This window comes from Solwaraspora sp. WMMB762, assembly GCF_049179115.1.
Taxonomy (GTDB): Bacteria; Actinomycetota; Actinomycetes; order Mycobacteriales; family Micromonosporaceae; genus Micromonospora_E.
Genome location: NZ_JBMHMD010000001.1, coordinates 4,281,037 through 4,294,966 on the forward strand (window position 1 = coordinate 4,281,037; position 13,930 = coordinate 4,294,966).

Consider the following 13,930-nt stretch of genomic DNA (forward strand, 5'->3'; position numbering starts at 1 on the left):
CCGAAGCAGTCGTTGACCCGGACGTACCCGGCCAGCGCCAGCCACCGCAGCGCGGTGGCCAGCGTCGCCCCGAACAGCAACCAGGACAGCGCCGACCGGATGCGGCGCGGCGCCTACTCGAACAGCAGGCCGACCGCGAACACGATCAGCACCAGGCTGAGCGGCCAGCGGACGACGTCCCACGCACGTTGGGCCGCAGCGCCCACCACAGCAGGCCGGCCCAGAGCGCGGTCAGGATCGCGGCGCCGAGCAGGTCGGTCGGGTGGTGCATGCCACGGTACATCCGGGACAGCGCGACGCCGGCCGGCATGACCACCGCGAGCACCACGGCGAGCCAGCGCCACCGGCTGCGCACCCGGCCCATGACCAGAACCGCGATCGCCACCCAGATGCACATCGTGGCGGCGATGTGCCCGGCCGGGAACGACGACGTGGGCATCGGGTCGTCGAGCTGCGCCGCCGGCGGGCGGTCCCGCTGGACAGCGGCCGCGGTGCACAGGAACAAGGTCAGCTCGCCGGCCATGGTAAGCGCCACGAACACCATTGGTCGCCACTGCCGCCACACGGCCAGCGCGATGGGGCAGAAGACCAGCGAGACGGCCAGAATGGCGTGGGTGTCGCCGGCCTTGCTCCACACCCAGCTCACGTCGTCCAGGGCGGGCGTACGGAACGCCTGCAGCCACCGGACCACGCCGTCGTCGAAACGCCCCAGCCAGGTGCTCTCGGTGTAGTTCTTCAGCAGGTAGCCGACGACGTACAGGATGCCGAACGTGAACACCCAGCCGGTCAGGATCTCTGTCGCCTTGACCCACCAGTGCGGGATCGGGCGGCTGGAATCAGGCGCCGGCTTGATCGCCTCGGCGGCCGTGGGCTCCAGGCCCTCGTCGAGCGGCACCACCGGGTGTCCCGCCTCCCGCCGCCACACCCGGAACGCGTACGCCGTGGCAATCAGCCACAGCACGCCGAGCAGCCAGCCGGCCAGCACATCGGTCAGGTAGTGCACGCCGAGCGCGATCCGGGTGACGCCGATGGCGAACACGATCAGCCCGACCGCCGAGATGAACAACCTGCGGTAGCGCACTGCGGGCAGGAACACCAGCAGCACGGCACCGTAGACGACCATCGAGCCGAGCGCGTGCCCGCTCGGGAAGCTGTTGCCGAGCGCGACCGCCACCGGCGCCTCCACCACTGGGCGCAGCCGGCCGACCAGCGACTTCACCGACGGGACGAGCAGCAGCGTACCGGCGGCGGTGGCCAGCAGGTAGACCGTGAGGTGAAACCGCCGGCGCACCAGCAGTAGCACCGCGGCGACGCCGACCAGCCAGAGCATGACCGGCTGCCCGCCCAGCCGGGTTATCCCGTTGAGCGCGTTCACCAGATACGACCGGGGCGACACGACCTCGTTGAGCTCCCGGACGACACCGCGGTCGACGCTCATCACCGGTTCGAGGTGCAGCCGGACGAGGAGCACCAGCAGCCCGAACCCGAGCCCGACCGCGACGACCACCAGCAGCGGCACCCACCGGCCGGCCGACCGACCGGGCGGCACTTCCCCGGACGGCGCCGCGTCGACTGCCATCAACAGCCTCCCAGGTACGAGCTACATCGCTCTTCGATGCCGACTTCGTACCGAGCGAATCTGAGACCACGATTAACGGACGTGCGGGCGGCGGAGGTGTCAAGAACCGCACGGACTGAACCCGCCGGCGATGTCAGCAACGACCTGCACCCGCAACTCTGAAGTGCCGGCAAACCCGGACCGATTCCGGATCAGCTATAACGGAGCGACCAAAGTCACCGCAGTTGAACAAGCGGGATACCTCAATCAAGCCCCGATGCGTCAGACCTTGATACCGAACAGATTCTCGGCATTTCGGAACGCGATCTTCTCCTTGTCCTCACGCGGAAGATCGACTGCCCGGAACCAGTCGGTCCCTTCTTTGATACCTGCGAAGGGATAGTCGGTTGCAAACATCACCCGATCTACGCTGATGTATTTCAGCAAGAGATGGAGCAGATTGTCTTGGAAGAATGCGCTGGTTGTGAACCAGAAGTTGTCCTGAAAGTACTGCCCGAAGGGCTTCTCGAGTGAGTCTTCGGTCGGCTCGCCCATGTCTCCGATAATCCGCTCGTAGTAGAAGGGAAGACCTTCGCCCATGTGGCCGATGATGACTTTCAGTTTGGGGAATCTGTCGAAAACCCCGTACGCGATCATGCGGATGCATTGGGTTAGCACCTCCTGGTGCCAGCCATATCCAGACCCACTGAAAATGTAGTCTTGGTACTCTTCCGTGTATTTGGACCGTGTGGTGCTGTAGTAGATCTGGAAGATCTCGTCAGCTGGGTAGCCGGGATGCAGGTAGATCGGCACGTCGAGGGCTTCGGCACGTGCCAGCACAGGCTCGAAATCGGGATGATCGAGATACTTCTTCGCGATGTGTCCGTTGGTCAGTGCACCCAAGAAGCCGTCTTGCTTAACCGAGCGTTCCAGTTCGTCCGCCGCCGCCTCCGGGCTCTGCAGGGGCAAGGTGGCGAAAGCCTGGAAGCGGCCAGGATAACTGGCGATTGGCCCGTCCACAAGTTGCCGGTTAAGACGATAGGCAAGGTCGATGCCCCTTTGCCCAGGGACGTTTTGTACGGACGGCGTATGGGCAGAGAGGATTTGAATATCGAGTCCCCCCTCGTCCATATCGCCGATCCGGCGCTCGCCCAGATCCGAAAGACCAATTTCCTCAAGGAACGCTATGTGATCCTTATTGATGGAGTTCAGCTGCAACAACATGGGAGTCGAAAAGGTTTCCTCCGTGCCGATGAACTTCAGATCTTGGTCACGAAGCGCGATGTCTTTCTCGCTGAGCGAGGTTTCCGAGTCCTCCTTGTCGTCGGTGCATGATGCGAGTGCCGTCCCGGATAATCCAACGCCAGCGCCGATTGCAGCCGCGCGAGTGATAAAGCTGCGACGCCCCATCAACGGTTTCGCTCCGCCTTCTTCGATCGGTCTCATGCCATGTGCTCCTTTGCTGTTTTAGGTAGCGCGGGTCGGTGAGTTCGTGGAACAGGCCGAGGAGTTCACCCTCAAAGGTCAGGACAGCTCCGCGCGGAGTTTGACGTTGCGCGGGCGTGGCGCGACATGGCCGGCCCGTTGCTGACCAGAGGTCAGGTGGTGGCGAGTGCTTCAGGACATGTCCCTTTAGTTGAGAGATGCCTTCAGCTGTGAACGAAAACGCACGGATCGCCATCCGCCAGCGACAGGCAGGCGTACTCCTCTGGGAGTATCTGGGCCGAACCGAGCCTGATCCTGTTGTGCTTCAAGCGCCCCTCAGAGGACGCCCTATAACGTAGTTTGTGCGCCATATGGTTTTGGTCGTATCGCCAGATTCGGGGGTGGTTTCGCTCACAGGCGACGACAGCAGCGAACGCCGTCACCAGCGCCATGGCGCCCGTTGCGAATTCCCCGTGGACTGTCAGGTCTCTTCGTAGCTTGAACTCTAGGACCTATTCCGTCGTGTCTCGTCGTACCACGGTCGTCAATCTCGGGAGGGAGGCGGTACCGCGGTACTACTTCACCTTCATCGCGCGTACGTCCAATAGCCTCGATGATTCGCGCTTGACGCCGCCTCCTTTGACCCGGCAGAGCGGACCCGCCCGGAGCGGTGCGGTGCGGTGTGGCTGGGAACTACGGCCGCGCCCTCGACGGACGCGCGAGATGAAGCGCTAATTCGGCCGGGCGAGTCTCAGGTCGTAGGCGAGGGTGACGGCCTGGATCCGGTCCCGTGCGCCGATCTTGGCGAGGACCCGCCCGACGTGGGTCTTCACCGTCGACTCCGACAGCGTGAACCGTTGCGCGATCTCGCCGTTGGTGAGGCCGTGGCCGATGGCGACGAGGATCTCGCGCTCCCGGTCGGTCAGCGAGTCCAGCCGGGGATCTTCCCACGTGGGCCCGCAGAGGTCATCGTCGAGCCGGTCGGCGAACGCGTCGAGCAGCCGCCGCGTCAGCGCCGGCGCGATCACCGCGTCCCCGGCGGCGACGGCCCGGATGCCGGCGAGCAGCTCCTCCGGGCGGGTGTCCTTGAGCAGGAAACCGCTCGCCCCGGCCCGCAGCGCGGCGAACGCGTACCGGTCCACGTCGAATGTCGTGAGCATCAGGATCCGCGAACGTCCACCGGCGGCGACGATGCGCCGGGTGGCCTCGATCCCGTCGACGCCCGGCATGCGGATGTCCATCAACACCACGTCGGGATGCAGCTCAGTGGCCCGCCGAACGGCGTCGGCGCCGTTCTCGGCCTCGCCGACGACCTCGGTGTCGGGAGTGCTCTCCAGCAGCATGCGGAACCCGAAGCGCTGGAGCGGCTGGTCCTCCACCACGAGCACAGTGATCATGAATGGCTGCCTTTCCGGGTCGCGTGCACGATCCAGCCGCCGTCCGGTGCGGGGCCGGGGCCGGGGCTGACCGTGCCGCCGGAGAGCAGCGCCTTCGGCCATGCCGCCGAGGCCGAGACCCGCGTCGCCCGGCGATGTCCACTTCATACCGAGCGAACCTGAGACGACTGTTAAAGCCAGTGACGTACGGTTCGCCTGCTCGACGTCGTACTCCCACACGTCTGTGTGACCGGAGCAATCTTTACCTCCACCACCAGCAGGACCTGGTGCTCTGTCGCCTGGGCCTTGCCCCCACCGGGCAGTCACCCGACGCCACCACGCTGATGAATGCGCTGGGCACCTGGTTCGGCCACCGGCCTGAGCTGCGCATTAACGGTCGCCTCAGGTTCGCTCGGTATGAATGGAGCAGGGCGTCTCGCCGGCACTGTGAACAGGGACAGCACGCGCCGGCTACCAACCCAGATCGCTCGCCGTATCCGGTTCCACGGAGCACCGTGTGAACCCTGACCAATCACTCATCGGAGATCTCGTGTCCTCACGTTCAGATTCCACGGTCGTCGACCGGCAGTCCGCGAGCGCGCTGTCAGCCAGTGTTGATGACGCTGCGGCCACGCTCGTCGGTGCCGTCAAGCGGTACGGCTCCGGCCGGTCGGCCGTCGTCGCGCTCGACGACGTCACCATCGCGTTCCCCACCGGGAAGTTCACGGCTGTGATGGGCCCGTCGGGTTCGGGAAAGTCGACGATGATGCACTGCGCCGCCGGGCTGGATCAACTGACGTCGGGCCGCGCATTCGTCGGCAACACCGATTTGTCGACCCTTCACGATCGCGAGTTGACCAGGCTTCGCCGAGAACGGATCGGGTTCGTGTTCCAGGCGTTCAATCTCGTGGCTACGCTCACGGCCGAGGAGAACATCTGCCTGCCGATGACGTTGTCCGGGCGCCGGCCGAGTGCCGCGGTGCTCGATCAGGTCGTGTCGCTGCTGCGCCTCGGTGATCGCATGCGTCATCGGCCGACGGAGCTCTCGGGTGGGCAGCAACAACGAGTCGCCGTCGCCCGAGCGCTGGTCGCCCAGCCTCAGGTGATTTTCGCCGACGAGCCCACCGGCAATCTCGACACCCGGTCCGGCCAGGAGATCCTCGGATTCCTGCGATCAGCAGTAGACCTGCATCAGCAGTCGATCGTGATGGTCACACACGATCCCAACGCCGCTGCCTGGGCGGACCACGTCGTGTTCGTCGTCGACGGCCGAGTGCACGACGTGATGGATCACCCGTCGGCCGATTCGGTGATCGACGTGATGAAGGGTCTGGCGCGATGAGCCAGATGATGATGCGGAGTGCGGCTCGAAGCGTGTTCGCGAGTCGAGGTCGGTTCCTGCTGACCGGCACGGCGATCACGCTGTCGGTGGCGTTCCTCGTCGCGACGCTGGTGCTGTCCGACTCGATGCGTGGCCGAGCGGCCGAGGACATCGCCGAAGCGTTGGCCGGGACGGACGCCGTGGTGCAGGGCGTCGTCCTCGGCGAGCCCGGCGGAGGGCCGGGAGATCCCGAAAGGCCGGTTCGGCGATCGCTGGATCCCGACATCACCGAACACGTGGCTACGGTCGATGGCGTCGACGGGGCCGCCTCGCAATGGGTCGGATTCGCGAAGCTGGTCGTCGACGGATCGTCAGTCGGAACCGGCACGGCGAGCGACATCGGTCGCAACTGGGTCGCCGACCCGACGCTCAATCCCTTCCGGCTCACGAGCGGGCGACCACCGATCGAGGTCGGCGATATCGTGATCGATCGGTCCCTCGCCGGTGACGCAGACCTGGCTCCGGGCGACGTCGTACAGATCCTGACCACGACGGGTATACACGACGCGACGATCACCGGTGTCGCGACGTTCGCGTCGGCGGACGCGGCGCCGCTGCAGCGAACGGTGCTGTTGCCCGACGCAGCGGTGTCCACCTGGCTCGACGCCGCGGCGCCGACGGAGGTGCTCGTCAACGTCGCGGAGGGCGCTGACCGCGCCGAGGTGCTCGACCGATTGTCAGCGCTGACTGATGCCGAGGTCATCGACGGGCCCGACCACATCCGGACGATGCAGGACGCCGCGACGTCACCGCTGCAGTTCCTGACCGTGTTCCTTCTGGCCTTCGCCGTGGTCGCGGTGTTGATCGGTGTGACGATCATCTTCAACACGTTCGCGCTCACCGTTGCCCGCCGCAGGCGGGAGTCGGGGCTGCTGCGGGCGATCGGTGCGCAACGACGCCAACTGCTCGGCGCAGTGGTGATCGAGGCGGCGCTCGTCGGGACGATCGCCACGCTCGCCGGCCTCGTGTGCGGTGTCGCGGGAGTGGGTGCGCTGCGCTGGCTCGTCGGACTCTCCGGGGTCACGTTGCTCACCGGGCCGTCGATCGTGAACACCGCCTCGATCGCGGTCGCCGCGACCGTCGGTATCGGCGCGACGATCCTTTCGGCATGGATCCCGGCTCGCCGCGCGGCGGCGACGCCGCCGATCGAGGCGCTGCGCGAGAGCGCGGCGGAACCCCGGCTCGTGAGCCCGGCGCGAACCGCGAGCGGGCTCCTGCTCGCCGCGGCGGCGATCGCTGGAGGAGTTGTCGCTGTGGTGCGCTCGAGCCCCACGTGGGTCATGCTCGTCGCGTTCATCGTCCCGGCGCTCGTGCTGTGCGGCCCGGCGATCGTGACCGCCGCAGCGCGTGGGGGCGCTCGGGTGGCCCGCCGCGTCGCCGGTGTGGGTGGCTCGATCGCAGCGGGCAACCTGGCCGCGAGCCCTCGTCGATCGGCGTCGACGGCGCTCGCGCTCATGCTCGGCACCGCGATGGTGACGATGTTCGCGGTCTTCGCGAGCTCGCTGACGAGCGCGGTCGGGACAGACGTTCGGGACGGACTGCAGGCGGACGTGGTGGTCACGTCGGCGACGGCCGACTTCCCGACGATCGACCCCACCCTGGCCGGCCGGATCGCAGCGCTGCCCGACGTCGACGCAGTCGCTGCGCTGTCCGTCACCGAAGGAATCGTGGCAGGCAAAGCCGAGGCGATCGGCGGCATCGACCCGACGGCACTGCCCACCACGTTCGACCTCGACCCGATCGCCGGCGACCTCGCCGACCTGAGCGAGGGAGGCGTGGCCGTGGTCGGCGACGACCCGACGCTGCTCGGCGGCACCCTAGTGATCGAGTTCGAACGCTCGACACTCGAGGCGCCGATCGTCGCCGTGGTCGCGAGGAGCACCGGCGGTTTCGAGGCCCCTCTGTACTTCGTCGACCGTCGGACACTCGACACCCTGGTCGGTCGCCTGCTCGACGCTCGGTTGTTCGTCGACCTCGCCGACGGAGCGGTCGCAGACGCCGACGAGGACGTGCGGGCGCTGGTCCGAGCCACGCCCGGGTCGTTCTTCGAAACTCGGGCGGAACACGTCGCCAGCAGCGGGAGCGGAATCGCCGCGTTCCGGAACTTCATCGACGGGATGCTCCTCCTCGCGGGCTTCATCGCGCTGCTCGGGGTCGCCAACACCACGGCGCTCGCGATCCATGAACGCTCCGGGGAGCTCGGGCTGCTGCGAGCGGTCGGCGCGACTCGCCGCGAGTTGCGTCGGATCGTGCGGCTCGAGGTGGCGCTCCTGTCGTTCGTGGCAGCATCGATCGGTATCGCCGTCGCTGTCGGCTTCGGCTGGGCGCTGATCGACGTCGCCGGTGGCGCGGAGATCCCGTCCGTCGTCGTACCGTGGTCCCGCCTCGCGGCAACGCTCGTCGTCGCGGTCGCAGCCGGCGTCGCAGCCGCGGCGTGGCCCGCGTTCCGGGTATCCCGGGTACCCGTGCTCGAGCTGGCGGGCCGGGACCGCTGATGCGCAGGTCCTGCGCCTGGACCGGGCGACCCTACGGATCGAAAGGTTAGGGGTTCGAGTCCCTCCGGGCGCGCGAGATCAGTAGGGGTCTGGGATCTGGAACCGCCGACTTTCAGGACCGGATCAGGCACCCAGCCGCAGATAGGTCCGTACGCCGAGCAGCACCGACAGGACGCTGATCGCCAGGGCGACCAGGACCGTCGAGAGTACGGTCAGGCTGAACACCTCGCCCTGAAACGCGCTGCGCATCCCGTCCACGATGTACCGGAACGGGGTGAGCCGGGAGACCAGGTCCAGCCAGCGGGGGGCGAACGACATCGGCAGCAGCACCCCGGACAGCAGCAGCAGCGGCATCAGGCCGGTGTTGAGCGTAGGCCCCAGCGTGTCCTCGCTCTTCACGGTCAGCGCGAGAGCGCAGGACAAGCAGGCCAGGCCCAGCGACAGCAGTGTGACCACGCCGAGAGCCGCCAGTACCCCCGGTACTGACGCGCGCAGACCCAGCGGCAGCGCCACCACGATCAGCAGCACCGCCTGGACCACCAGCAGCGCGACGTCCCGCAGCACCCGGCCGAGCAGCAACGCCGCCCGGCTCACCGGAGTGACCCGCAATCGCTCGATCACCCCACCGCGCCATTCGGCGATCACACCGAACCCGACGAAGGCGGAGCCGAAAAGGCAGAGCTGCACGAGCACCCCCGGCACGTACGTCTGCCAGGCGCGTTCCGGCGCGACGCCGGTGATCGACAGGGTGCTGGTCATCAACGGGCCGTAGAGCACCAGAAAGGCTATCGGCTGGGAGAGCCCGATGGCGATCCACAGCGGGTTGCGCAGGGAGATGCGCAGGTGGCGCTGGAACACCAGGATGATGTCAACGAGCAGGGACATGATCCGCCCCCTCGGCGGTCGGGATGGGTGAAGGCCGGCCCTGCGGGTCGTCGCGCAGTTCCCGGCCGGTCAGGCTGAGGAAAACGTCGTCCAGGCTGGGACGTGCCAGTTGCAGGGCACGGACGTTGAAGCCAGCGCCGGACAGGGTGGTGATCACGTCGGTGATCCCGTGCTCGCCGTCGGCCAGGATGATCTGGATATCGCCCGCGCTCGTCACCGCTGCCTGTCGGACGCCCGGCAACCCGGCCAGGAGCCGCTGGCCGGCGTCCGGATCACCGGTCACCTCCACGGTCAGCATGTCCGCGGCCAACTGACGCTTGAGGTTCGCGGGGGTGTCCTCGGCGACGATCCGCCCGTGGTCGATCACGAGGATCCGGTCGCAGAGCGCGTCGGCCTCGTCGAGGTAGTGGGTGGTCAGGAAGACGGTGGTGCCGTTGTCGTCGCGTAGCCGGCGGGTGTGCTCCCACAGGTTGTTGCGGCTGTGCGGGTCAAGGCCGGCGGTGGGTTCGTCGAGGAAGACGAGCTGCGGATCGTGGACCAGGCCCAGCGCGATGTCCAGGCGGCGACGTTGTCCGCCGGACAGCGAGCCGACCGACCGGGCACCCAGCCCGCCGAGGTCCAACTGTTCGAGCAGGGCGGCCACCCGGCGTCGCGCCGGGGCGGCGGCGATCCGGTAGAGGCGCGCCTGTAGGAACAGTTCCTCCTCCACCAGGGCGTTGGGGTCGGTACCGCCGTACTGGGCCACGTACCCGATCCGGCGGCGTACTTCGCGAGGGGCTGTGGCCAGATCCGCGCCGACGATGCGGGCCGTGCCGCTGGTTGGGCGCAGCAGCGTGGTGAGCATCCGCAGGGTGGTGGTCTTGCCGGCACCGTTGGGCCCGAGGAATCCGACGATCTCGCCGGGCTCGACCCGCAGGTCGACCCCTCGGACCGCCGCGACGCTCTGCCGGCCGGCCCGGAACGTACGGGTAAGCCCGTTCGCCTCGATGATGGTCATGTCCCTGCCTCGCTTCCCGCCGCCGCGGACCGGCCGTTGCCCTCGGCCAGCACTGGCAGCTCGCGCCACGCCTGCGGATTGGCCGGATCGGCGGGGGCGCCCGGGTGCAGGACGTAGCGGTGTGGAGTGATCGCCGTGTATGAGTCGGCGAGCCGTCGCAGGCAGGCCAGGTGTGCCTGCGCGGGGTCGGTGATCCCGTCCGCAGCCGCCAGGTGGGCGATGATCGTCGTGCCGTCGGGCTCGTCCCCGCCGACCACGAAGGCCCGGGCAGGTCCGGTTAGCGCCGCCCGCAGCACCCGGTTGACCTCGCTGAGCTGGATCCAACTGTGGTCGACGAAGTGCCAGTCGCCGTCGCGGGCGAACGGTTCGATGCCCGCGATGTCGCCGACGTCGTCCAGTGGGACGTTGCCGGTGGCCGCCGTGGCGAGTACCCGCTCGGTGCCGAGCAGCAGCGCCTCCATTTCCGCGTCGGGGAGGTGTCGGTTGTCACCGGTGATGAGTTCCAGGATCAGCGCCTGCTCGGTCCGTACCAGGTGAAACAGGAGCAGATTGGTGAAACCGGTCGGTGTCCACCAGTCGATGAAGGTCTCTGCTGTGGATACCTTCGGCAGGTCCGGCGGGGCGTTGCCGGAGATGTTGTTGAAGACGCCGTCACGAATCATCGGCATGCCCCGCTCGTGTGCGATGCGGTCATGCTCCCGCTGCAGCGCGTCGGCGTCGAAGACGCTGTTCCGGTTGGCTCGCAACAGCGCGGTTCCGGTGTGCCGCACCAGCGCGTCGTAGTCCGGCTGGTCGACCTCAACGCTGATCAGACCGTCCTGCGCCACGGTGCCGACATAGTCGCGGGGCCGCATGCCGAGCCGGTTGGCGGCGGGGGAATAGAGCACCACGTGCCGCTGGCCGCACCGGGTGGCGAGCACTGCGGCGAGCGCGGCGATCACCGCCATGGCCCGGCTTGCACCGGTACGTGCCGTGATCCGGTCCAGCGCGGCGGCCGCCCGTGGCGAGTAGAGGTCCGCGCTGCGCGGTGCGAGCGTCGTCGCGCCGCCGTCCTGCGCCGACGACTCGGCACCTGCGGCGCGCAGGGGCAGCACGCAGCGGGGGCGGCGCCGCAGGATGCTCGACCAGTACCGCAGCGCCGCGTCGGCCTGCCGCAGGCCCTGCGGCGACCGTTCCCGCGCGGCCCGGTCCAGCGGCTGGTGGGGTGGCTCGTCCTCGTCGGTCGCGGACCCGGCGAGCAGCCCGGTGAAGCGCTCGCCCAGCACTGTCAAGCTCACGTAGTCGGCGGCCATGTGCGAATAGACCGCGACCGCCGCGTGCACCAGATCCCCCTCGACCGCCACGGCGAACCGCAGTGGAAGATCCCTGGACAGGTCGAACGGGCGCTCGCGCAGCCGACCGATCAACTCCCGGGACAGCGCCGTCCTGTCGGGTTGGGCCGGCCGCTGGTGTACCTCGATTGACAGTTCGACGGTGCCCGCCACACGCTGCATCGGACCGTCCGGCCCGTCGTGGTACGTAGTTCGCAGCGACTCGTACCGACGAACCAGCGCGGTAAGGGCGGCGCAGGCACGCTCCAGTGAGGTCCCCGCCGGCACGGTGAAGATCCACTGAACCAGGCTGAGGAAATGGTCGTCGGAGAGGGCGGAGATCCATTGCAACGTGTTGGCCTGGCCCAGGGTCAGCGGGCCCTGAGCCTCGCGGTTGCCGTCGACCCGCAGGCGGACGGTCCGGACGGTCTCGCTCGGGGCGGTCATTGGTCAACCTCCGTGGATGCGCGGCCGTCACCGCTGGCCAGCACCGGCCGGGTACGCCAGGCCGCCAGGTCGGTGAGGTCGGCCGGAGCCGAGTCGTGCAGGACGTAGCGGTGCGGGGCGACCACGGCGTACCGGCCGCCGAGGCGAGCCATGCACGCCGCATGCGCCTGGCGCGGGGTCCGAACCCCGTTGGCGGCGACGAGGTGGGCGGTGAGCAGGTGCCCGTCACCGTCCGGTTCGGCGCTCGCGTAGGCCGGGGTTTCCAGTGCCTCGCGTAGCAGTGCCTGGACTCCGCTGAGCTGCACCCAACTGACTCCCACCCGGACCCAGTCGCTGTCGCGGGGCACCGGGGTCAGCCCACTGAGTTCGGGTACGTCCGCCAGACACACCTGCCCGGCACCGGCGGCGACGAGGACACGTTCCATCCCCCGCAGCAGTCCGGCGATTTCGGACCGGGGTACGTGTCGGGCGTCGCCCGTGCTGAGACCGAGCACGACGGCCGGCTGGACGCTGATCAGTTGGAGCACGAGGCGGTTGGGAAAGGGCGGCGTCGGCGTCCAGGTGAGGCTGCTTTCGCCGGCCCCGGACATGGGCGACCAGCGCAGGTCGGGGGGATCCAACGCCGGCAACTGGACATTGGCCGCCTCGCCGGCACCCGGGGGCAGGTGGGCGCTGATGTTGTTGAAGACGCAGTCCCGGCTGAAGTCCATGCCCTGTTCCTTGTTGATCTTGACGGCCTGTGTCACCAGATCGGCCACGTCGAAAATGCTGTTGCGGTTGGCTCGCAGCATGGCCGCACCGGTCCGCCGGACCAGGTCGTCGAAGTTCGGTCCGGCCACGTCCACCACCACGAGGCCGTCCTGGGCCAGCGTGCCGACGTAGTCGCGCAGACGGGCGGTGAACCGGTTGCTCGACAGCGAGGCAAACACACAGCGGGACTGGTCGACTCGCACCGAGACCACGGCCGAGAACGCGGCCAGCACGGCGGCCACGGGTCCGGCCTGGGTCCGCGCGGCGATCCGGTCGAGGGCGGCAGCGGCAGAGGGAGAGCGCAGGGCTGCGCTGGCTGGGCCGTCCTCCCTGCCGCCGGTCGGCGGCAACGCCATCAGACACTGGGGCGCCTGGCGCAGGTGCCCGGTCCAGTACCGCAGGGCCGCGTCGGCCCGGCGCCGCCCGCGCGGCGAGGCCTCCTCAGCCGCCTGGTCGAGCGGCTGGTGTCGGGCTGCCCCGACCGAGCGGTTGCCGGCGGTGCCGATCAGCTCGGCGAACTCCCGGCCCAGAATGGCCATACTTCCATAATCGACTGCCATGTGGGAATAGATCGCAACAACCGAAACCACCTTATCTCCAGACAGTGCCATCGCCAAACGTACGGGCAGTTCGTTGGCCAAGTCGAAGGGCTTCTCGCGGAGCCGATCAATCATCCCCTGAGATGCCACATTCGGGTCGACAGAGGTATTGACCTGGTAGATTTCGGCCGCGAGCACCCCGCTGAGCAGGACGCGTTGACGCATCTCCCCATCGATTTCGTGGAATGTCGTACGCAGCGACTCGTGCCGGGCGAGGAGGATGGCGAAGGCATCCACCACGTCCACTGCGAGGGTGCCGGATGGTAGTGGCAGCTTCCACTGAAGCGTGGCCATCGGGTTGGACACGTCTGCCCGCATCCACTGCCAGGTGTTTCTCTGACCGCAGGTGAGAGGCCCTTCACCGGCTCGGAGGCCGGCATACGCGATCTCCATCCGGTCGGCCAGCGTGGGACTGGACATCGTGCCTCCCGTGCGTCGGCGGGTCCACGTCACTGCCGCCCCACCCTCGCCCGCACGGCACCGTTGTCGGTAGTCGGGAAAACCCCATTGTTAGCCGCCCCCGGGAGTCAACCCGGCCCGTACGTCCCGTTCGGTATGGATTACCGAGGGTTTGGCGACGAATTGCCGGCAAGCTCTCGTATTGTCTGTCATGAATGACTATCGAACGCTTCAATCTTTTCTTCTTTGCTTTTCTCAGCCCTCGGGATCCTGGGGATTACCCCATTGCTAGCGCCATGATCGGCTTT

Annotated in this window: 9 protein-coding genes; 2 read left to right on the top strand and 7 right to left on the bottom strand. The window is 67.8% G+C overall.

The annotated features are described in order from the left end of the window. Positions 1-145 precede the first annotated feature (145 nt). From ACN27J_RS19060 to ACN27J_RS19070, 3 genes are all read right to left on the bottom strand, one after another. Positions 146-1,579, bottom strand: a complete 1,434-nt coding sequence (locus tag ACN27J_RS19060; protein ID WP_421368089.1) for a phosphatase PAP2 family protein — start codon at positions 1,577-1,579, stop codon at positions 146-148. Positions 1,580-1,840: 261 nt separating this feature from the next. Beyond that, positions 1,841-3,004: an amidohydrolase family protein gene (locus tag ACN27J_RS19065; protein ID WP_421368091.1), complete on the bottom strand. Its 1,164-nt coding sequence runs from the start codon at positions 3,002-3,004 to the stop codon at positions 1,841-1,843. A 710-nt stretch (positions 3,005-3,714) separates the two neighbouring features. Then, positions 3,715-4,380 carry a response regulator gene (locus tag ACN27J_RS19070; protein WP_421372332.1) on the bottom strand — a complete coding sequence of 222 codons (666 nt, stop codon included), beginning with the start codon at positions 4,378-4,380 and terminating at the stop codon, positions 3,715-3,717. A 580-nt stretch (positions 4,381-4,960) separates the two neighbouring features. Here ACN27J_RS19070 and ACN27J_RS19075 point away from each other — a divergent pair. Next, positions 4,961-5,701, top strand: coding sequence for an ABC transporter ATP-binding protein (locus ACN27J_RS19075; RefSeq protein ID WP_421372335.1), 741 nt, complete (start codon positions 4,961-4,963; stop codon positions 5,699-5,701). Continuing rightward, the gene (locus ACN27J_RS19080) at positions 5,698-8,235 is read left to right on the top strand and encodes an FtsX-like permease family protein (protein ID WP_421368093.1); all 2,538 of its coding nucleotides are present in this window, start codon (positions 5,698-5,700) and stop codon (positions 8,233-8,235) included. The genes ACN27J_RS19075 and ACN27J_RS19080 overlap by 4 nt, the downstream gene beginning before the upstream one ends. Positions 8,236-8,358: 123 nt before the next feature. Here the strand turns inward: ACN27J_RS19080 and ACN27J_RS19085 are convergent, their stop codons facing one another. Genes ACN27J_RS19085 through ACN27J_RS19100 form a run of 4 tightly spaced genes read right to left on the bottom strand, consistent with a single transcriptional unit; the run spans position 8,359 to position 13,643 of the window. Then, entirely contained in the window at positions 8,359-9,120 is a 762-nt protein-coding gene (locus ACN27J_RS19085; protein WP_421368096.1) for an ABC transporter permease, read from the bottom strand. Beyond that, positions 9,104-10,111, bottom strand: a complete 1,008-nt coding sequence (locus tag ACN27J_RS19090) for an ATP-binding cassette domain-containing protein (protein WP_421372337.1) — start codon at positions 10,109-10,111, stop codon at positions 9,104-9,106. The genes ACN27J_RS19085 and ACN27J_RS19090 overlap by 17 nt, the downstream gene beginning before the upstream one ends. A gap of 2 nt (positions 10,112-10,113) precedes the next feature. Next, complete coding sequence (locus ACN27J_RS19095; RefSeq protein WP_421368099.1) at positions 10,114-11,874, bottom strand: condensation domain-containing protein; 1,761 nt, start codon at positions 11,872-11,874, stop codon at positions 10,114-10,116. Further along, a complete protein-coding gene (locus ACN27J_RS19100; RefSeq protein ID WP_421368102.1) occupies positions 11,871-13,643 on the bottom strand; it encodes a condensation domain-containing protein in 1,773 nt (590 codons plus the stop codon). Before ACN27J_RS19100 ends, ACN27J_RS19095 begins: the two co-directional genes overlap by 4 nt. Between the last annotated feature and the right edge of the window lie 287 nt (positions 13,644-13,930).